Origin of the sequence: Salinicola sp. CPA57 (assembly GCF_003206035.1) — a bacterium.
GTDB classification, from domain to species: domain Bacteria; phylum Pseudomonadota; class Gammaproteobacteria; order Pseudomonadales; family Halomonadaceae; genus Salinicola; species Salinicola socius.
The window spans coordinates 186961-206628 of sequence record NZ_PZJR01000001.1; the positions used below are offsets into that span (position 1 = coordinate 186961).

Sequence of the window (19668 nt, forward strand, 5' to 3'; positions counted from 1 at the left end):
CGCCCCTCGACAGCTTCAAGGTCTGTCGGTACCGGAGCCGAGCCCGCCGCTGAACCTCCGACCGATCTTTTCGATCAATCCCAGCGGCGGCATGGCCGGCATATAGAAGCGAGGGATCGAAGGCTGCTGGGCTCGTGGCTCATCTCGCCGGGCGAAATCGCCTCGATCCGTTGCCGCGTCGCTCCGCGGTTCGTCCGCCCGGTATCCAACCAGCATCGTCGCCACGGCAATCAGCGCAAAGACGACAAAGCAGAAGGCGTATCCCCGGCTGCCGATCAGATAGCCGGCCAGCGGCGAGCCGACGATCTGGCCCACGGCGATCATCAGAAACGGCAGGCCAAGACCAATGGCGGGCCGGTCCGCGTAGAGCCGGATCCCCCAGACCAGATAGACCCCGGTAAGCATGATGTAAGCGCCACCGAAAAGCGCCGCCGAAACGAGCATCGCCGGCAGGCTGGCAGGCATCAGTGCCAACAGGCAGAGCGAGAGCGCCATTGCGCCGAGCGACCCGCGATTAACGACGTCGAGGCCGAAACGTTTGACGAGATCCCCCGCCAGCCCCCCGACCAGACCTGCAACGCCGATCAGAATCCAGACGATATTGGCCACCGTCTGATCGAAATTCCCCTGCGTGACGACCGCTTCGCTCGAGAACGTCCAGTAGGCGGCACTGGCGATTCCCGTGCCCGCTGCGGCCAACATCACTCGCCATGCCGGTGCTCGCCATAGCCGGCCTCGGTTCTGACGACCCTCTTGCTGGGAAGAAGCCTTGCCTGCCTTGGGCGCGACGTTGACACGCTTCTCGGTGGCCGGGGGTCGCGGTACGCTGAGGAGCAATAGCACGGCGTTCACCAATGCGGTGATCGCGAACGCGGCGTAGGCGACTCGCCATTGGCCGGTGGCGAGAAATGCCACCGGGCCGGAGACCGCGACGCCGAGACTGGTCCCGGCGTTGATGATGGTGTTGGCCCGGCTCTGGCGGGCTTCCGGGATCGCGCGCGCGACGGCCTGGGCCATGGGTGGCGAGGCCAACCCGGTACTCGTTCCCGCCAGCAGAATGGCACCGGCCAGCAACAGCGGGCTCTCGCTAATCGAAACGACCGCCATGCCGGCCGCCGCGATCAGGGCGGCGGCGACGGCCATCAGCCGGGCGCCGAAACGCTCCACCAGCACGGCACTGGCCACGATGGCGAGACAATAGCCAACGTAGGCACCGCTGCCGATCGCCCCGGCCATGGCCGAACTCAGCCCGACGTCCTCGCGCATGCTGGGCAGAAACAGCCCGTAGGCAAAGCGCGCCAAACCGTAGCTCACGCCAATCAGCGCTGTGCCGGCAACGATGAGTCGAAGTTCCTGGCGGTTCATATCGGAATCCTCCTTGCTGAAGTGGTGGACGCTACCGAAACGTCCAGACGACAGTCGTGATGTAAAATGATCGTTTTCCTTGCAGTCGTAGCGAATCCGCCGGCCTTGAACCGGAGAATCGCGCCGTGGTGTTGTCAGACCATCAAGGGATGGTTAGCCAGACTGCCAGGGCTTTCCCGAGCGGAATCCGCGAAGGAAGCGCTGAATCAATCGGCGAGCGGGATGAAGCGCAAGACGCACGGAGCACAGAAGGCGAGACATAACATGGGGTTAGGCAAGCCTTCGAGCACCGCGCAACGCAGCGATTCGCCCGCGTAGGCATTTATGCAGTGCTTCCCTCAGCGCGCGCGCCTGCGATCAACCGCCGTGCTGCCCGGCGAGCACCATCGACGGCCGCACCGCCACGATAGGTCGCGGCGTGGGTCGCGCCTTCGAACAGCAGCAGAATCGCCTCGGCCAGCTCGTCGTCGCGGTGTCCGATCTCCGCCACGACGATGTCGTCGATGCGTTGCCGCAGGCGCTCCTTGTGCCGGGCCATCGCCTCGGCGATCTCCGGCACGCCACCCCCGGTTTCTCCCCAGGCCCGCAGGAACAGGCATCCTCTTGCGCCCTCCTCGGCGAACCAGGTTTCCAGCGCGCCGAACAGCGCATCGACGCTGACGGCGTCGATTCGCCGATGGAAGCGACGGTCGCGCTCGTTCAGGACCGCGGCCATCAGGCCGTTCTTGCTACCGACGTGCTTGTAGAGCGTGCGGCTGGAGATGCCGGCGGCCTGGGTCAGCCGGTCCATCCCGGTGGCGGTAAAGCCGTGGCGATCGAAGAGCTGCTCGGCGGCCGAAATGAGTCGTGTGCGAATGTCCATGCACTGAGTGTAAAACGATCACTTTACACGTACAAGCATCGATGCGCCGATCAACGATGATAAGATGCCGGCCCGCTCATGACTCGGTGATCGCTGTCGGTGGCGTGCTGCGCACGCACCAGCCGGAGCACGCTGGCGGGCACTACCCCAGACGCACGACGGCGGGGCTNNAGCCCCGCCGTCGTGTCGCGCTTGCCTAGGGTGCCAGGATCGACGGCCGATTCCCGCCGTCGCTATCTTGTTGCCGCGTCGGTTTCGAAGCGCCAGGCGTGAGCCACCATCTCGTCCAACGAGTAGTGCGGACACCACCCCAGCGCGCGCTCGACCTTTGCCACATCAGCGACGAGATATGCCGGGTCACCGGCACGGCGGTCAGCGGCCTTGACGTCGACCTCACACCCGGTCACGCGCCGGACCGATTCAATGACCTGCAGGACGCTGTAGCCGACACCGCTCCCCAGATTGAAGACATCGCCCTGCTCTCCCCGTAACAGCGCCTCCAGTCCCAGACGATGCGCGCGACACAGATCGTCGACGTGGATGAAGTCCCTGACGCAGGAGCCATCCGGCGTCAAGTAATCGCGGCCGAATAGTGTAAAGTTCGCCCGATGACCGGAAGCGGCCTGAAGTAGCAACGGAATGAGGTGCGTCTCGGGATCGTGACGTTCGCCCAACCGCCCCTCGGGATCGGCACCTGCCGCATTGAAATAGCGAAAGATCATGGAGCGAAAAGCGTAGCTGTGAGCGTAGTCACGCAGGACCTGCTCGACGAAGCGCTTCGTCCATCCATACGGATTGATCGGCGAGGTATCGCTCGACTCCCCGATGGCGCCCTCTTGAGCATCACCGTAGACCGCAGCCGTCGACGAGAAAACGAACTTATCCAAGCCCTGAGAACGCATCTCCGCGAGCAGCGATAGGGTCTTGGCCACATTGTTCTGATAATAGGCTTCGGGCTGCATCATGGACGCGCCGACTTCACTCAAGGCCGCGAAATGCATGACGGCATCGAAGCCACGGGTTCGAAAGAGGCGCCCTAGCACCTCTCTATTTCCCAGGTCACCGACGACCAGCTCAGCGTTGACGACGGCATCGGAATGTCCCGTGGAGAGATTATCCAGAACCGTCACTTGATATCCCGATCGATGCAGATGCTCGACCATATGTGAGCCGATATAACCGGCGCCACCGACGATCAGAATCTTACCCTTGGACATTTACACCTCGTGCCTAGACCCGGACTTCCCTCGTCGACTTTTCGTCCAAAATCTAGGAGGAAGTCCCGGTCAACGACCATTTTTCCAGCTTGCGGTAGATCGTGGAGGGGCTGACGGCGAGATCACGTGCAGCGCCGGGCACACTGCCACCATTGTTGGCGATGGCCTTTTCGATGGCCATTTTTTCGATCTGCTCGAGCGTCAGCCCCTGGAAAGAGAGTCCCGTCAGGGCATCATCAGCGTCTGGCGAAAGATCTATCTGACTGGACTCTCTTTCAGCCAGCTTCGCACAGGTTGTCGGCACTGTGGCGCCAGCCCCCAGATGCGACAGAGAGAGCTTGTTGCCGGCGCTCATCACCACGGCCCTGCGAATCTCGTTTTGCAGCTCTCGGACATTACCCGGCCAGTTGTACTGATGCAGCGTTTGCTGCGTCTCATCATCGAGGTCCTCGAACGCCTTGCCCTCCTCAGCGGAGAAACGCGCCATGAACGCCTGAGCCAGCAACACCACATCGCCACCGCGCTGGCGTAGTGGTGGCAGATCGATGGGCAGCACGGAGAGCCGATAGAAGAGATCCTCGCGGAAACGCCCCTCGCTCATCTCTGTCAAAGGATCGCGGTTCGTGGCACAGACCACGCGTACATCCACCGGCACGGCACGATTGCTCCCCACCGGCTGCACCATGCCGGTCTGCAGAAAGCGCAGTAACTTGACCTGTAGTTTCAGCTCCATCTCGCAGATTTCATCCAGAAACAGCGTACCGCCACTAGCCTCCCTGGCAGCCCCCGTGCGGTTCTCCAGCGCGCCGGTAAAGGCACCTTTGACATGTCCGAAGAGTTCGGACTCGAGCAGGTTTTCCGGTATGGCGCCGCAGTTGATCGCGACGAAACGCCCCGATCGCCGTTGACTGAGTTCATGAATGGCCTCGGCCGCCACTTCCTTGCCCGTTCCGCTTTCGCCAGTAATAAACACCGTGGCTTTGGAGTTGGCGACGTTCTCGATAGCGCGATACACGACCTGCATGACATCGGAGCCGCCAATGAACCCCTGGAACTGTTCACGTCGCTGCAGGCTTCGCGCCACCTGCACTTCCTGCTCGAGACGTAGTCGCTCGCCAGCGCGCTTCACGGTGGTCGTCAAACGCTCGACCGAGACCGGCTTGACCAGGAAGTCGTATGCGCCCAGGCGCATGGCCTGAATGGCCCGGTTGATGGAACCATCCGCGGTGATGACGATAACGCTGGCGCTCTGGGTCAGCTCCGGCGCATCAGCCAGAAAGTCCAGACCGTCGACGTCCGGCAATTTCAGGTCGAGCAGAATGACATCGAATGGCTGTTGCTCTCGTTGACCAGCCTCGATGTAATATCGGGCTTTCTCTCCATTATCGGCGACTTCGACCTGGCACCCGGCGGCCTCCAATTGACTGGCATAGGTAAGCGCCAGAGACACGATGTCTTCGACGATCAAAACCCGAGTGCTTTCCATCATAGGGGATAGATACCTTTTCTGGGCCGGATGATGAAACACGCGTCAGTCGCGGTACTGTCTGACTTCCAATAAACGTCGCTCTCTTCACTATAGAATGAGATGCACTGCGCGACTAGACCATAAGCGATATGGGCAAAGCCGCGATGTGAACGATAAGTCACGGTATATCCCTCTATATCACTGTCTGTTTCCACCTGCGGTGGCGAGGCATCAGGGTAAATGACCTTGACCTCCTCGTGGATATGCCCCTGCACGTGTTCGAGAAGCTCGCGGGCGCTGCTGTAACGCTCCAGCAGAAGCGGAAATCGCTTCTCGAAACGCAAGAAGAGAAAACGGCCAAAATCTTCGCACATAGCTACGGCATCGTATCCGACCAGCCCGGCTGCCGCCGCGACGAGATCCGAGGCGTAGTGACTGGGGTAATTACCGACCGCTGTGAACGCGGCCTCGTTGGGCAGTGATGCCGTCTCTACCACCCTCTCGGTGACGGCTTCTCCCAGCTGTTCATCGAGAAAATTCATCAGCTCGACAAAGATCAATCCTTTCATAATGACCCTTTTTGCACCCTAAGTAGATTTGGAATCGGAGTTAATGACAGGCTATTGCAATATCGATGCCAATATTTAGGCGCAGAAATAGCGGTAAGAAAGCCCTCTTTTTAGCAACTTGAAAGAAGAGGCTTCGCAAACGGCACCAATGAGTTTGCAACTTGCGAAAAGACAAGCGGAGTACCGCCTAACATCTAATAACACACCGATTCCTTTACGCTCCGACTTCTCTACAATGATTGATCATATAGAGAGGTATGCATGCAGAAAGACCTTTACCGCACACGCATCACGGCGTGGATCATTACCGCTGCACTGGCGCTGGGAGGCTGCTCCTCCGCCCCTACGCCCGAAAACCGGGATGGCGCCTTGTGGATGCCGCAACAGTGGGACATCGAGTCCTACCAGCGCCAATGTACGCCTGACATGACGCCTCCTCCTTCCGAGGGCAAAACGTATGTGCCGATGGCGCAAATGCGCGCCGAACCCGCCAGTCTCGCGCCCGGCGACCGCCTCAGCGTCGATGTGCTGGGTGACCCGGGTGACCTCTCCAAGATGTATGTCATCGATGAACTCGGCCGCCTGGCACTGCCAAGCCTCCCGGTGATCGACACGACGGGACGTTCCATCGCCGAGGTCGAGGCACGCTTGAGCGACATGCTCGTAGAGGAGCAGTTGGTCCGGCCGCTACCGCGTGTCGCCGCCGTCTCGTTGGTGGAGCGCGCCGGAATCTCGATTTCGGTTAGGGGGGCGGTTTTCAACGAGGGCACCGTTCGCATCGGGGAACGCCCGGCCGAGAGTCGAATCGGCCAGCGCGACGGCCCGACGGCAGGGGATGCCAACCTGGGACGCAACCTGTCATCGGCGATCATGGCTGCCGCCGGCGCGCGACCGGATGCCAACCTGGGTGACGTCCGAATCATTCGTGGCGACCAATGGACGAGCGTCGATCTCTCCGGACTGATCCAGGGCACGGGCTCCACCAACATGCGACTGGCGCCCGGAGATCGCGTCGAGGTGCCCAGCACACACTGCTTCGACGCAGCTCTCGTGCGCCCGACGCCGGTCACGCCACCCGGGATACGCGTGTTCATGTCCAACCTGTCGCGGCCCGCCCCCAGCAATGCCACCTCGGCGATCGGCAAGGAGTCGACCAGCCTGCCCTATGGCACTCGTCTGCTGCAGGGCTTGGTCGCCGCGAACTGCGTCGGTGGCTCGGCGATGAATGCGCATCGCCAGGCCATTCTGATCTCCACCAATCCGTTCGATGACACCACCGTGGTCATCGACCGCGATATCGAGAACATGCTGGAGCGCCAGGACCGGGATCGTATCAACCCCTATCTGATGCCCGGCGACGCGCTCGCCTGTTATGACAGCCGCTGGATGAACGTCAGGGACGCCGTGTCGATGGTAGGCGAAGCTCTGGGACCGGCAGCCACCGTCATTCTCATTCATGATGCCGCACCATGACTGATAAAAATTCACCTTCACCGCGCCGGTTGCTGCGTCTCTGGTGGTTCGTTCGAGATGGGCTGCCGCCGGCAGGCCGCTATCGTCGCTATATCGTCGCCATCGCTCCCTTCATGCTGATGATATGGGGATTGCTGGCTGCCTATCTGATACTGGCACCGATCAGCTACAAGAGTTCGATGACCCTGATTCTGCCCGGCTCGGGTGTCGGCGGCTCGATCAACCTGGAGTCCATCGGCCAGGCGTCATCGCAGACGAGCTCCGCCTTTGCCACCCCCTCGCTGAGCCCAACGGAGAATTACAAGCGTCTGCTGAGTTCGGATCTCGTGCTCGAGCGTGGCGCTCAGCGCCTCGACGATGGCGGCGACAGGCTCCCCAACCCGAGTGTGAAACTGGTCGATCAGACCAACCTGATCATGGTCGCCATGACAGGTCCGACGCCCGAGCTGGCACAGACACGTCTCGAAGCACTGCGCCAGAGCTTCCTGGCCAGCCTGGAGCGCCTGCGACAGGACGAAGCGGAGAAGCGCGAGACCGCCGACCTCGGCAGGCTTCAGGAGCTGGAGCAGAAATTGCAGCAAGCCCAGCGGCGGGTGCTCGAGTTCCAGGGGGAGGCGAGGCTGGCAACGCTCGAGCAGTTCAATCAGCGCCTGGGGGTCGTCGATGACCTGGAGGCGCAGAAACGCAGCGCGCGGCTCGAGCTGGAGCGCTACCGGGCCACGGCCGAGCGCCTGAGCCGGTTGTTGCAGGTATCCCTAGCAGAGGCGCGTAGCGCGCTGCTGCTGAAGGCCGATCCGATCTTTCAGTCGCTGCTGTCGCGCTACGCCATCGCACTGACCGACTGGAATCAGGATCGCGCCACGCTGGGCGATCGCCATCTGCGCTTGACCGAACTCAGGGCCCAGAAAGATACCCTGCTGCAGGCGATGCTGGCGCGCGGTGAGACTCTCACGGCGTTGCCGACCCAAACCCTGCAGCGCTTCGTCGACCTCTCGGTGAGCGAAGGCCGCGCCCGACTGTTCGATGAGCTATTGAGCGCAGAAGGCCGGGTGGCCGGCATCAACGCCGAGCTGGCGGAGATTCAGCAGCAGATTCGACGCGAGAACCAGGATCATGGCGATCTGGTGACCATGGCCGCCGGCCTGTCAGATCTGCTCAGGGAGCAGCGGATCTCCGAGGCAGTCTTCTCCTCGGCCCTGGCCCGGCTGGACACCAACAAGTCGGATCCCTTCGCCTCCTACCCGCTCGTCCAGACCTTCGAATCGCCCTCGCTGCCAAACGCCCCGTCGTCACCCTCGACGGTGCTCGCGGTGGCTGGCGGCGTGGTCGCCAGCATCTTCGTCATCATGGGCTTCCTGCTGCTATGGCTACGCCAGCCGATCATCAAACTACTGCTGCCGAAAGGCTGATCTCGGTCGCCATTCAGAGCACCTGGCTGCTCTGGCTGCTCGGCGGCTTGTACATCGCCGGGCCAGCCATGGCCTGGATTCTGACGGCGATGGCGGCGATCACGCTGTACCTGGCGCCGGCAGACTCCGCGTCGTGGCGCCCGCCGCCGCCCCATCCGGTGATCTTCATCTGGCTGCTGGGGATGCTGGCGATGCTGGCGATCCTGATCGTCGGGCATCTGCTCAATGAACTGGGCACCGGCAAGACTATTAAGTCCTCAATCGGCTGGGCCAAGGGCTGGGCACTGCTGGCGCTGTTCCCGCTGGCCGGCGCCTTGCTGCCCGTGCGCCCCGAGGTGATCTACCGGGCCGTCTGCCGTCTGGGGCTACAGACACTGATCTTGATCCCGCTCTTCCTGGTCGCGCCGTTCGCGGGCTTGCCAGGCTTGCTGTATGTCTCGCCACTCAAGATCGTCGGCGGCTCGGGGCCAGAGTACTTTGCGGTGATCCTGTATACGCTGGAGCCGGGAACCGGCGTGCCGCGCTGGCAATTCTTCGCGCCCTGGTCGCCGGCGGCCGGGATGATCGCGGTGGTGCACATCCTCTGCGCGCTGGAGGAGAAGCAGTTGGGCTGGAAAGTCATCGGGGTGTCGGCGGGCCTGCTGATCGCGCTACTCTGCCAATCGCGACTGGCGCTGGTGGCGCTGGCGATCGTCTGGCCGGTGTCGTTCGGTGTCAGTCGCCTGCGCCAACCATGGGCCTGGTTCACCGCGGCCCCCGCCATCTTGCTGCTGGGACTGCTGTCGCCCCAGATACAGGGCTTGATGGACCAGGCCATACAGCGCTTCACCAGCGCTCGTGCCGACTCCAGTCGGGTACGCGCTGCCCTGGGCCGCATCGCCATCGAACGCTGGCAAAACGAGGCGCCCTGGTTCGGCCATGGCATCGTGGAAAACGGCCCCCACCTGGTCGAATACATGCCGATCGGGAGCCACCATAGCTGGTATGGTCTGCTGTTCGTCAAAGGCTTACTGGGGGCGATCGCCCTGGCCATTCCACTGGCGGCGAGCTTCTGGATGGCGGGCCGGCTGGCACTCTACCAACCGATCGGTCGCGTCGCCCTGGCCATGCTGCTGCTGCTCACCCTCTACAGCTTCGGCGAAAATCTGGAGATCCTGAGCTATCTCTACTGGCCGGCCCTAGTCATCGTCGGTATCGCGGCGAGGCAGGCTGCCCTGCGCCGCCAGGAAGGCACCGGTGCGGCGACGACTGGGGGGCAGGAGCCGCCAGAGAGACGATGGCAAGGCGATGTGCCCACGCCAGAGGGAGACTCAGTCGAGCGGCAGTAACTCACGCCAGCGCAGGAGCCGATCGTCGACGAGGCCCTGCGTGGAGGCCCGCGCAGACAAGCCCATGGCCACCAGCTCCCGCGGCGTCAGGTTGTGAAGACAGGTGCGCAGCCCCTGTTCGCTATCGAAATCCACTGCCCATCCGGCCCTGGCCGCCTGTTCGGGCAAGCCATCCACACCCGCGACCAGGATCGGCCTAGCCGCCTGTCGGGCCTCGGCCGCCACCAGGCCGAAGGCTTCCCAGCGCGATGGCACGGCGATGATGTCACACGCGCCCAGAAAAGCGGCACGGTCGTCGACCTGACCGACGAAATGAATGTGCGGCGCCTCCCCCGCCAAGGATCGCAGCGCCTGCTCCTCAGCGCCGCTTCCTCCCAACCTTAGCTGATAGCGTGCGGGGTCCAGTGTCAGGAAACGGGCGATCAGCCGCTCGAAGCCTTTCTGCCGATCAAAGCGACCATAGGCTCCCACCACCAGCGGGCGCTGCCCCTGCCAGTCCGAGGGGGGCATCTCCTTCAGCGCGGGGACATCACTCCAGGGGGACACCACCTGCACATGCTGTGGCGCGATCCCAACAGCTTCGGTCAACCATTGCGACTGCCCCTGCGACACCGAGACGATGCGGTCGAACAAGCGAGCGGCGATGTTCAACATCATCCGAAAACGGCAGAAGTGTGGTACGTGATGTGCCGCCCAGGAGCGCGTGTAACTGTGTTCGATATGGATCAGCCGAGCGTGACGATTGCGCAGCCGCAGCGACACCAGGAAGGGCAGCGCCCGCCAGCGCGGCGGAAAGTGAGTCATGATCACATCCGCATCCAGCCTCGACGCCAGCGAATGATCCGGCTTCACCGTCACCACTCGGCAGCGCAGACGACCGACCCAGGCAGGATGCTCGAAGATGGCCAGGGCCTGCATGACGCCGCCGGGTGACACATCGTCCAGCAGATGGACGATCTCGAGCGTTTTCATGCCGTCACCTCGGTACCCAGACGGCGACTCAACAGCATGGTGAAGCGTTCGCGTGACAGCCAGCGTGCCGCCATCGCGCCAAGGCTGGTCTCGAGCGTCTTGACGGGCTCCTGCAGCGCGATCCAGGGGCTGGCCGCCAGCGCCTGACGCATCAGCGCCACGGCGAAGGAGCCATCTCCCAGCTGCACCGCCCGTCTGGCCAGATAGCGAAGTTGATAAGCCCGGGCCCGCGCGCCGTGACGAGCCAGCAGTGCAGGCGCGTAATCTTGTGCCTTGGAGATCGCCCGCTCCCAGCTTTCGTACTGGCGGATCACATTGGAGGAGAGCCCGCCGATGACGATGCGATAGTCGGTGAGCAGGCCTTCGATGCCCTCGAAACGGCAGCCGGACCCCGCGATCATGCGCAACCACAGTTCGATGTCCTCTGACTGGCGGAAGCTCTCGTCGAACCAGCACAGGCGTCCGCGCTCCTGCGGGTGTACAAAGGCGACGTGATCCAGGGCACGGCGCCGAATCACTGGCGCTGACCCATTGCCCACCGGGTTACGCGTGAGGACGTGGCGGGCCTCGACACCGGTCAGCCGGGGCTGCTGGCTGACGCCGAGCGGACGCCCCTCGGCGTCGATCAGGCGAGAGCCGGAATAACTGACGTCGACCGACTCGTCGGCATTGAGGTGGATGAAGTGCAGCGCGAGCTTGGTCGGGTCCCAGCGATCATCGGAGTCCAGCAGCGCGATATAGCGGCCGCGTGCCACCGCGATGCCACTGTTACGGGCCCCCGCGAGCCCCCGATTGCGCTGGGTCACGATGCGAATGCGCTCATCCGAAAATGCGCGGCATACCTGCATGCTGTGATCGAGGGAGCCATCATCGATGATGATGAGCTCGAAATCCTGGAACGTCTGATCGAGCACTGACTGGATCGCCTCGCCGACGAAAGCTTCCACATTGTAGACGGGCATGATGACGGAGAAGATGGGCAGGGTCATGACGGTTACTCCAAGCGTAGTGAAGAGAGGGGCTTTCTCTTTGAGTATCAAAAACCATGCCAACTTTAATTTTCATTAAAAATCAATAACTTGAAAAAATACCGCCGTCATCATATCGATGATCTGCGCTAATGACTGCAGATTGCAACGCACGCCTTTTGCGGTTTCGCAATTTGCCCGTGATCGATACCAGCGAAGAAGAAGGGCCAGCGATATACCAGCCAGCCTGAGCGATGCCGTCATACCCTGCATGCGGGATAGGCCAGCGCGCGCAGAGATGTCGCGGCGGTGCGGAGCGGCCAGTCGACGAGACTGGCTTGAGGAGACTATCGTGACAAGGCCTTCGCGAAGAGACTGTCTTGGAGAAACTAGGCGAAGAGACGCATGCGCAGGGTGCGATGCAGCAGCGGGCTGACCATCGCCCCCGCCAGGGTCATCATGCCCCGGCGTCGATCGCGGAAGAACGCCCGTGGCGAACTCGCCACCCCGACCAGCGCAAAGCGCGGTGCCTGCCATGGCGAACTGCCCGCGCGAAGCGCCCGGCGCGCCAGGTAGCGGCAATACAGCGCCCGCGCGGAGGAGGCATCGAAATCCGCCGCGTAGTCCTGAGTCAGCGTCTGCCAGCCGTCATACATGGCGCGCAGATTGGCCGACAGCCCGCCGGCCGACAGTCGATATCCGACCAGCAGCACATCCATGCCACGAATACGCCGCCCCTGGTTGACGGCACGCGCCAGCCACTCCTGATCCTCGGCGTACTGCATGCCTTGACGAAATCCGCCACTGGCCTGCCAGCATTCGCGACTGACGACCAGATTGGAGCTGGTGCAGACCGGGTTCTCCCCCAGCACATCCTCGAGCGTCAGCGCGTCCGGCGGAACCGTGGAGATTGTCTGCGCGCGTGCCAGGTCGTCCCCCTCGCCGAGCAGAAAGGCGATCTTGGCGAAACTCATGTCGAGCAGCGGATCCTGGCCATGATGATGCCAATGTCGCTCCAGCTTGGTGGGATGCCACACGTCATCGGCGTCGAGAAACGCGATCCACTCCCCTTCGGCACGGTCCGCCCCAGCGTTGCGCGCTGCGGCGACACCACCATTGGCCATGGAGACCACGCGAATACGCGCATCGCGTGCCTCCAGGGCGTGTAGACGCGCCAGTGAGTCATCGGTGGAACCATCGTCGATGAGCCATAGCTCGAAGTGAGGTTCCGTCTGTCGCAGCACGCTCGCAACAGTCTCCTCGATACTGCCCGCGGCGTTGTATACCGGAATCACGACGGAAAACCTCGGTCGAGTCATGCACAAGCCCTCTTGAACGGCATCCGTGAGACGATGCCAGCATCTTGTGTCAGGCACCAGATCGAGCCAGGAATCAGGATCAGCGCGAGCCCCGCCACGTAGGCACCCGCGGCCACCAGCAACCCCCAGCCGGCAAAGGCCGCCAGGCCACCCAGGGCCGCCGCCGTCGCCATGCTGCTCATCATGGCTTCGACTCCCGGCTGGTCGAGCGCTCGCAACCAGGCGCTGGCCACAGCGGCGAAGATCATCGGCATCGCCCCGAGACCCAGAATCGAGACCAGCGGGGCCGACGGCGTCCACTGGGCACCGAAGATGAACGGTACGTACCAGGGCGCCAGGCAGACCTGCAGCAGCAACACCGGCATGAACACCACCAGCGCCAGCATCAGCCCGTTGCGACACCGGCGTCGGCGATCGGCCAAGCCATCCGCGCGGCAGATGTAGGGGAACAGTATCTGACCCAGCGCCATCACGAATGAGGTGGTGATACCAAGGCCTGCGTTGAACGCAAAATAGTAGATACCCAGCGCTTTAACACCAAAGACGGCCCCCACGATCAGCTTATCGAGTTGCGTGCGTGCGACATTGACCATTTCGGTGATCAGGACACCGACGGCGAAGCCCATGAAGGTACGCCAGGGCACATGGCCCGCCTCGTGCTGCGGCACCCACCGTTTGGCCCGACGCACCAGTACCAGCCACACCGGCGCAGTGACCAGCTTGGGCAGCACGATGGCCCAGGCACTCGGCCACAGCAGCACGAAGAGCAGGGTCAGCAGATGATCGCTGACGTTCTGCACGGTCGCGATCCGCGCGATCGCCCCGAAGCGCTCCTCGCGCATGAGCAGAAACACCTGCACCAACCCCGCCGGCATGAACAGATAGACACCGGAGAGCAGGGCCAGCATCAGCGGAATCTCTTGCATGCCGAAGAGATGCAGCCCAGCGGCCAAGACGAGTTGAATCGCAGCCACGCCGAGGCACCAGCACCAGAACAGCCTGAGGGCCGTGTTGCAGGTCGCCGCCAGCGCATCCACGTCGGCAGCGATGATTCGCTGGCCGATCCCGGCGTTGGCCAAGGCTCTGACCACTTCGAACAGGCTCAGGGCCAGCGCCGCCACGCCCATGATGGTGGGGGACACCTGCCGGGCGATCACCACGATCGCCAGGATACGCACGACACGATTGATCATCTCGGCACTACCGAAGGCGACCAGGCCACGTATCAGTGGGCTGACGTCCTGACGGGCATTGCGAAAGCGAAAAGCGAATGGATTCATGTCCGGCACCGGTCAATAGTATTTGCCCATATCATTCAATAATCGGGCCAACTCCAAAAACCTATTAAATTGCAACTAGTTAGCTAGATATCCCTGCCACCACATGGTGTTTTCCAGCGACTTCGTCGCAAATTGACATGCCATTTGCATTCGACGACGCAAGCTGCAAACCGAGCGCCTGGCAAGCCCTGTTCCAACGCCATTTCCCCCGCCAAAATAAACGCAACAAATTGTTTATTAACAAAAAATAAAAGTTGGCACGATTTATGACACATCTTCTCCAGACAGCTCATTCGATCGCCACTGGAGAGTCACCATGAACACTGCCCATCTCGACACCCACACCTCGACTGCCTTCGTCTCACCGGCACCGGAACAGGCCCTGGCCACGGTCCCCCTGTTCGGCCTTCCGCTGGTGTCGGCCACGCTTAAGGCGGCCGTTGACGCCATCGCCGAACGCGCCGTTCAGCGCACGCCGACGACGATCAACTTCATCAACGCACACTGTGTCAATGTGACCCGCCGCGATGCGCAATATCGCCAGAGCCTGGCGCAAGCCGACCTGCTGCTGCCGGATGGCTCGGGCATTCGCATCGCCTCCAAGCTGGCCGGCTCGCCGCTGGGCGACAATCTCAACGGCACCGACCTGTTCCCGGCCCTGTGCGACCGCGCCGCCACCCGAAAACTCTCGATCTACCTGCTGGGCGGCAGCCCGGGCACCGCAGCCAAAGCCGCCGACGCCATGCAGCAGCGCTATCCGACCCTGGACATCGCAGGCACCCAACACGGTTTCTTCGCCGCCGAGGAGACGGAGCTGCTGATCTCGCGCATCAACCGGGCAAAACCGGATCTGCTGTTCGTGGGCTTCGGCGTGCCGATCCAGGAGAACTGGATCGCCGAGAACCGTCATCGCCTGCGGGTGCCCGTCGTGTTGGGTGTCGGCGGCCTGTTCGACTACTACGCCGACAATGTCAGCCGTGCCCCGGCCTGGGTGCGACGCTGCGGCTGCGAGTGGATGTGGCGCCTGGCCCAGGAACCCCGGCGCCTGGCCCAGCGCTATCTCATCGGCAACGTGACCTTCCTGGCACATGCCACGCTGGCGGGGCTGCAGACACGCCTGGCCAGTACCCGCTATCACGCGGCGCTCAAGCGCCTGGTAGATGTGACGATCGCCGGTTCCGCGCTGCTGGTCCTCGCCCCGCTGTTCGCGCTCATCTCGCTGGCCATCCGCACCGAGGACCGGGGCCCGGCACTGTTTCGCCAACGCCGTATCGGTGCCAACGGCAAACCCTTCATGATGCTGAAGTTCCGCTCCATGGTGCGAGATGCCGAAGCCCGTCGCGCCGAGCTGCTCGCCAGCAGTGAACGGGATGGCGTCTGTTTCAAGATGAAGCGGGACCCGCGTATCACCCGAGTGGGGGCCTGGCTGCGCAAGACGTCACTCGACGAGCTGCCCCAGCTGATCAACGTGCTGCGCGGTGACATGTCGATCGTCGGACCGCGCCCTGCCCTGCCGGACGAAGTCATCACCTATCGCGATGCCAGCTGGCAGCGTCTGGGTGGCAAACCCGGCATCACCTGCACCTGGCAGGTCTCGGGCCGCGCCGACATCCCCTTCGAACAGCAGGTCGTGATGGACATCGATTACCTGAACGGCCGTAGCATCATCCGCGACTTCGCGCTGATGCTGCGTACGGTCCCCGCCGTCCTTAGCCGTCGCGGCGCCTACTGAAGAGCTGGCCGGAGTCGCAAGGGCTCACTCCAAATCCAGATCGGCAAACAGGTCGCGGACGTGCTCGATCACGCCCGCGACCTGTTTGCGCAGGGCCGGCAGGCGTGCCGCGGCCTGGTCTACCGGCAGTGCCCGGTAGGCCTCGACTGCCGCCATCAGCGAGAAAGCGCCGAAGTTGCCCGACACCCCCTTGAGACTGTGCGCGGCGCGCTCGATATCCTCGGCACTGTTGCGCGCGTGGCCTGCCTCCAACTCCTGGATCAGCCTGTCGAAATCATCGATGGCCACCTTCAGCAGCAACTCCCGACGCGACGCGGCCAGCGGTTTGAAGAGCGTGCGGAAATAGTCCGGCTCGATGGGTGTCGACGGCGAAAGGTCCGGAGCCAGTGTCGTCTCGTCGCTCAGTGCATCGTCATCGCCGGATACGTCGAGAGTGCCATCGTCGAGAGCACCTGCATCGAGTACCCGCCGCAGCACCGCCGAGAGCCGCTGATGATCGACCGGTTTGGTCATCGCTTCGGTGAAACCCTGTGCACTCAAGGCCGCCAACTCTTCCCGGCCGGCATGCGCCGTCACCGCGACAATGGGCAGGCGCTGACATCTCGGATCCGCCGCTGCCCGAATGCACGCCACCGCCTCCTCCCCGGACATGCGCGGCATACGCAGATCCATCAGCACGACAGCGTATGCCTCGCCCTCGCCCAGCACCTTCTCCACGGCTTCATCGCCATCACAGGCGACATCGCTGGCGTAGCCCATGACCTGCAGCAGTTGGGTCAACACGACACGATTGGTCTCAATGTCGTCGACGACGAGCACGCGAGGCGTGTCGCCGTCGGGCCAAGGGTGTGGCGTCTCTTCCGGTGCAGACAGCTCAGGCTGCACCCCTGGCGACGCTTCGGCGGCCGCCAGCGAGAGCATGATGCCTACCCGCGCCCTCGCGTTCAGCGGCCGTATCTGCGCGCCGATCGTAGCCGCCAAGCGCTTCAGCCGTGCACGCTGACGCGGATCTGCCACCAGGCGGGCCTGTTCCTCACCGCGGCAGGAGAGCAGGATGTCGATCCCCTCCGGTTGCCGCTCGACACGGATCCGGATCGGCACGCCCCGTTCCGCCAACCGCTCGATACAGACATTGAGGATCTGTCGCAAGCGCACCGGATCGGTGACCAGCGTGCCCCCCAGTGACGGGTCGATGTCCAGATCGAGCGACGGCGTCGGCTCCTGGCGCCCGCCCCCCTGCCAGAAGCGGATGACCGCTTCGAGTTGCCGACGGATGTCCACCGCCTGCGGCCAGTACTCCAGGGCGCCTTCATCGGTCTGCGCCATGTCGATGACATCTTCGATATAGCGATGCAACTGGTTGGCGGCATCCTGCGCAATCCCGAGCCGTTCGTGCTGATCGACACGCAAGGTATCCAGAGAGAGCAGGTGAAGCATGCCCATGATGCCGTTCAACGGCGTGCGGATGTCATGACTGACGGCGGCGAGGAAATCGGCCTTGACCCGCAGCGCCGCTTCGGCGGCATGGCGGCTCGCGCGCAGCGCCTCGCTGAGCCGGGTCAACTGCTTCACCCGCCGCTCGGCGACCAGCGCCAGGGCCCGCGCCCTGCGCTCGGAGGCGCGCTGCTCGGTGATGTCCTGTATGGCACCGATGAACGAGACGAAACGGTTCTGCTCGTCAACCTCCTTGCGAATGATCCAGCGAATCCAGCGGATCTCGCCGTCACGCAGAATCCGGCAGTCGTACTCGTGGTCTATCCCCGCTTCCGCGGATTGATAGAACGCCGTTTCCGCACTCTGTATCTTTTCGCGATCTAACGGATGGATGGACTCCCATAGCGCCTGCGCGCTGGCCTTGGCCTCGGTATTGATCCCCAGGAGACTGTTGAAGGCGGGCGACGTCGCCATCCGGCTGCCGCGATAGCGGTGAAAGGTCGCCATTCTTGCCGTACGCTGCGCGCGGATCAGATGCTGAGTCTCGCGCTCCAGCCTGGCGAGCAGCTCGGACTCGCGCTCCATCAGCTGTTCGTTGGCCTGCAGCAGCTCCCGGCTGCGTCGCTCGAGAATCGCCTCCGCCTCTTCTCGCGCATTTTCGGAACGCTTCAGCCGGCGCGTCAGACGCTCGACCTGCTCCTTGGCGGATACTTCATCTGGGGATGTCGCCAACGTGGGCTCCTCGTATCGTTCGCACCTTGACTCTCAGCGTAGCGCAGGCAAGCGGATCGTTAAGCAATGTCTAAATCGTACCGTGCTTGCCCAGGCATTGTGACCCTGGCCAGCGTTCCTCCTGGCCGCGCTTTCTCCTCGTTGGCTCGGTGGCGTGCGCCAACCCGGCCCCGCATCGGGATGCGATCGACACCGGCCGAATTCGAGGCGACATCGCGGTGCCAATCGTCCGTTGCAGCGCCAGGTCATCGGTCATCGATGTTAAGCTAGCGCCTCGATTTTCCCGGACTTTTGCCATGTCGACATCACTCAACCGCGCCCCGCTACCCGCCTGGCTATGGCTCGTCGCTTTCGGTCTGGCAGCGATCAATCTGCGTGCGCCGATCGTCGTCATCGGGCCAGTGCTCGATCCGATCATGTCGACGCTCTCCATCGGCGCGGGGACGGCGAGCCTCTTCACCACCGGGATGATTCTCTGCTTCGGGCTGCTCTCGCCGCTGGCGCCGGGCTTCGCCGATCGCGTCGGCCTCGACCGGGCCATCGCCTGCGCGATCACGCTGATCGCCATCGGCGGCGTGCTGCGCGGTATCGAGAGCCTGACGGTCATGCTGCTCGGCACCCTGTGCGCGGGGATGGGCATCGCCTTAGGCAACGTGTTCATGCCGAGCCTGGTCAAACGTGATCGCGGTGATCGACTCGGCCGCACCATGGGGCTCTATACGGTGATGATGGGCGTCGGCGCCACGATCAGCGCCGGCAGCGCCATTCCGCTGATGAATCTGTCGGGAAGCTGGTCCACGCCAATCTGGCTATGGGCCGCCTTCGGCATCGGCTCCGCCATCGTGTGGTGGCGCGTGGCGATCTCGCTGGCCCCCGCCGAGCGGGCATCGAGCCGACGACCGCCGATGTCGCGGCTGTTCCGAAGCCCGGTAGCGTGGACATTGACGCTGTTCATGGGTGCTCAGTCGCTGAGCTTCTATACGCTGCAGACATGGGTACCGGCGGTGGCGATTCAGGCCGGCGTACCCGTGGCGACCGCCGGGATCATGCTGTCGCTGATCAACCTCACCAGCATCCCGGGCAGCTACGTCGTCGCCAGACTGGCCTCGCGGCTGACCCATCACAGCCTGCTGGTGCTCGGGCTCTGTTCGCTGGTGGCGCTGGCGCTGTTCGGCCTGCTGCTGGCCCCGACCGCCTCGCCGCTGCTGTGGGCGCTGCTGCTGGGGGCCGGTCAGGGCGGCTGTTTTGCCTTCGCGCTGACCATGATCGTGCTGCGCACCCGGCAGCCACAGCACGCCGCGATGCTCTCGGGCATGTCCCAGAGCATCGGCTACCTGATGGGCGCCAGCGGGCCGCTGCTGTTCGGCACGTTGCACGGCCTGAGCGGCGACTGGCAGCTGTCGCTGATCTTTCTGATCGTGCTGCTCGCCGCCCAGAGCGTCGCCGGGGTGCTGATCGGACGGCCGAAGATGGTCAAGCTGGGCGATGACTGACTTGCCCCGCCGAGCACGCCGTGGTCGTCACATCATTTCTTGCCGTA

General features: G+C 63.3%; 15 protein-coding genes. 5 read left to right on the forward strand and 10 right to left on the reverse strand.

Features of this window, described 5'->3' with window-relative positions:
- Positions 1-15: 15 nt before the first annotated feature.
- From DOM36_RS00840 to DOM36_RS00860, 5 genes are all read right to left on the reverse strand, one after another.
- Positions 16-1365 (reverse strand): MFS transporter, encoded by a 1350-nt coding sequence (locus DOM36_RS00840; RefSeq protein ID WP_110640640.1) that lies wholly within the window; start codon positions 1363-1365, stop codon positions 16-18.
- A 322-nt stretch (positions 1366-1687) separates the two neighbouring features.
- Positions 1688-2227: a TetR/AcrR family transcriptional regulator gene (locus tag DOM36_RS00845; protein ID WP_110640642.1), complete on the reverse strand. Its 540-nt coding sequence runs from the start codon at positions 2225-2227 to the stop codon at positions 1688-1690.
- 233 nt (positions 2228-2460) lie between these two features.
- Entirely contained in the window at positions 2461-3444 is a 984-nt protein-coding gene (gene galE / locus DOM36_RS00850) for a UDP-glucose 4-epimerase GalE (protein WP_110640644.1), read from the reverse strand.
- A 52-nt stretch (positions 3445-3496) separates the two neighbouring features.
- On the reverse strand, positions 3497-4933 hold the full coding sequence (locus DOM36_RS00855) for a sigma-54 dependent transcriptional regulator (RefSeq protein WP_198651153.1): 1437 nt from the start codon (positions 4931-4933) through the stop codon (positions 3497-3499).
- A complete protein-coding gene (locus DOM36_RS00860) occupies positions 4930-5481 on the reverse strand; it encodes a heme NO-binding domain-containing protein (RefSeq protein ID WP_110640648.1) in 552 nt (183 codons plus the stop codon). The genes DOM36_RS00855 and DOM36_RS00860 overlap by 4 nt, the downstream gene beginning before the upstream one ends.
- Before the next feature lie 261 nt (positions 5482-5742).
- On the opposite strand from DOM36_RS00860, the gene DOM36_RS00865 reads away from it, so the two are divergent.
- From DOM36_RS00865 to DOM36_RS00875, 3 genes are read left to right on the forward strand one after another with little or no spacing between them, the layout of a single operon-like run.
- Positions 5743-6954 carry a polysaccharide biosynthesis/export family protein gene (locus DOM36_RS00865; protein ID WP_110640650.1) on the forward strand — a complete coding sequence of 404 codons (1212 nt, stop codon included), beginning with the start codon at positions 5743-5745 and terminating at the stop codon, positions 6952-6954.
- On the forward strand, positions 6951-8363 hold the full coding sequence (locus tag DOM36_RS00870; RefSeq protein WP_110640652.1) for a hypothetical protein: 1413 nt from the start codon (positions 6951-6953) through the stop codon (positions 8361-8363). Before DOM36_RS00865 ends, DOM36_RS00870 begins: the two co-directional genes overlap by 4 nt.
- Positions 8318-9691: an O-antigen ligase domain-containing protein gene (locus tag DOM36_RS00875; protein WP_198651154.1), complete on the forward strand. Its 1374-nt coding sequence runs from the start codon at positions 8318-8320 to the stop codon at positions 9689-9691. Before DOM36_RS00870 ends, DOM36_RS00875 begins: the two co-directional genes overlap by 46 nt.
- On the opposite strand, the gene DOM36_RS00880 is transcribed toward DOM36_RS00875, so the two are convergent.
- The 4 genes from DOM36_RS00880 to DOM36_RS00895 all read right to left on the reverse strand — a co-directional run bounded on the left by DOM36_RS00880 (position 9674) and on the right by DOM36_RS00895 (position 14230).
- The gene (locus DOM36_RS00880) at positions 9674-10663 is read right to left on the reverse strand and encodes a glycosyltransferase family 4 protein (protein WP_110640654.1); all 990 of its coding nucleotides are present in this window, start codon (positions 10661-10663) and stop codon (positions 9674-9676) included. The genes DOM36_RS00875 and DOM36_RS00880 overlap by 18 nt on opposite strands.
- The gene (locus DOM36_RS00885; RefSeq protein ID WP_198651155.1) at positions 10660-11652 is read right to left on the reverse strand and encodes a glycosyltransferase; all 993 of its coding nucleotides are present in this window, start codon (positions 11650-11652) and stop codon (positions 10660-10662) included. The genes DOM36_RS00880 and DOM36_RS00885 overlap by 4 nt, the downstream gene beginning before the upstream one ends.
- A gap of 368 nt (positions 11653-12020) precedes the next feature.
- Positions 12021-12950 carry a glycosyltransferase family A protein gene (locus tag DOM36_RS00890; protein ID WP_110640656.1) on the reverse strand — a complete coding sequence of 310 codons (930 nt, stop codon included), beginning with the start codon at positions 12948-12950 and terminating at the stop codon, positions 12021-12023.
- The gene (locus tag DOM36_RS00895; RefSeq protein WP_110640658.1) at positions 12947-14230 is read right to left on the reverse strand and encodes an oligosaccharide flippase family protein; all 1284 of its coding nucleotides are present in this window, start codon (positions 14228-14230) and stop codon (positions 12947-12949) included. The genes DOM36_RS00890 and DOM36_RS00895 overlap by 4 nt, the downstream gene beginning before the upstream one ends.
- Positions 14231-14546: 316 nt before the next feature.
- Here DOM36_RS00895 and DOM36_RS00900 point away from each other — a divergent pair, with 316 nt between their 5' ends.
- Positions 14547-15962, forward strand: a complete 1416-nt coding sequence (locus tag DOM36_RS00900; protein ID WP_110640660.1) for a WecB/TagA/CpsF family glycosyltransferase — start codon at positions 14547-14549, stop codon at positions 15960-15962.
- Positions 15963-15986: 24 nt separating this feature from the next.
- On the opposite strand, the gene DOM36_RS00905 is transcribed toward DOM36_RS00900, so the two are convergent.
- Positions 15987-18128: a PAS domain-containing hybrid sensor histidine kinase/response regulator gene (locus DOM36_RS00905; RefSeq protein ID WP_110640662.1), complete on the reverse strand. Its 2142-nt coding sequence runs from the start codon at positions 18126-18128 to the stop codon at positions 15987-15989.
- A gap of 296 nt (positions 18129-18424) precedes the next feature.
- Between DOM36_RS00905 and DOM36_RS00910 the strand changes: the two genes are divergently transcribed.
- On the forward strand, positions 18425-19621 hold the full coding sequence (locus DOM36_RS00910; protein ID WP_110640664.1) for an MFS transporter: 1197 nt from the start codon (positions 18425-18427) through the stop codon (positions 19619-19621).
- Positions 19622-19668 lie beyond the last annotated feature (47 nt).

Coding starts and splice junctions, on each gene's coding strand:
- DOM36_RS00890 (WP_110640656.1), bottom strand. CDS start 12,950: ATGACTCGACCGAGGTTTTCCGTCGTGATTCCGGTATACAACGCCGCG.
- DOM36_RS00840 (WP_110640640.1), bottom strand. CDS start 1,365: ATGAACCGCCAGGAACTTCGACTCATCGTTGCCGGCACAGCGCTGATT.
- DOM36_RS00880 (WP_110640654.1), bottom strand. CDS start 10,663: ATGAAAACGCTCGAGATCGTCCATCTGCTGGACGATGTGTCACCCGGC.
- DOM36_RS00900 (WP_110640660.1), top strand. CDS start 14,547: ATGAACACTGCCCATCTCGACACCCACACCTCGACTGCCTTCGTCTCA.
- DOM36_RS00875 (WP_198651154.1), top strand. CDS start 8,318: ATGGCTACGCCAGCCGATCATCAAACTACTGCTGCCGAAAGGCTGATC.
- galE (WP_110640644.1), bottom strand. CDS start 3,444: ATGTCCAAGGGTAAGATTCTGATCGTCGGTGGCGCCGGTTATATCGGC.
- DOM36_RS00895 (WP_110640658.1), bottom strand. CDS start 14,230: ATGAATCCATTCGCTTTTCGCTTTCGCAATGCCCGTCAGGACGTCAGC.
- DOM36_RS00865 (WP_110640650.1), top strand. CDS start 5,743: ATGCAGAAAGACCTTTACCGCACACGCATCACGGCGTGGATCATTACC.
- DOM36_RS00885 (WP_198651155.1), bottom strand. CDS start 11,652: ATGACCCTGCCCATCTTCTCCGTCATCATGCCCGTCTACAATGTGGAA.
- DOM36_RS00855 (WP_198651153.1), bottom strand. CDS start 4,933: ATGATGGAAAGCACTCGGGTTTTGATCGTCGAAGACATCGTGTCTCTG.
- DOM36_RS00845 (WP_110640642.1), bottom strand. CDS start 2,227: ATGGACATTCGCACACGACTCATTTCGGCCGCCGAGCAGCTCTTCGAT.
- DOM36_RS00870 (WP_110640652.1), top strand. CDS start 6,951: ATGACTGATAAAAATTCACCTTCACCGCGCCGGTTGCTGCGTCTCTGG.
- DOM36_RS00910 (WP_110640664.1), top strand. CDS start 18,425: ATGTCGACATCACTCAACCGCGCCCCGCTACCCGCCTGGCTATGGCTC.
- DOM36_RS00860 (WP_110640648.1), bottom strand. CDS start 5,481: ATGAAAGGATTGATCTTTGTCGAGCTGATGAATTTTCTCGATGAACAG.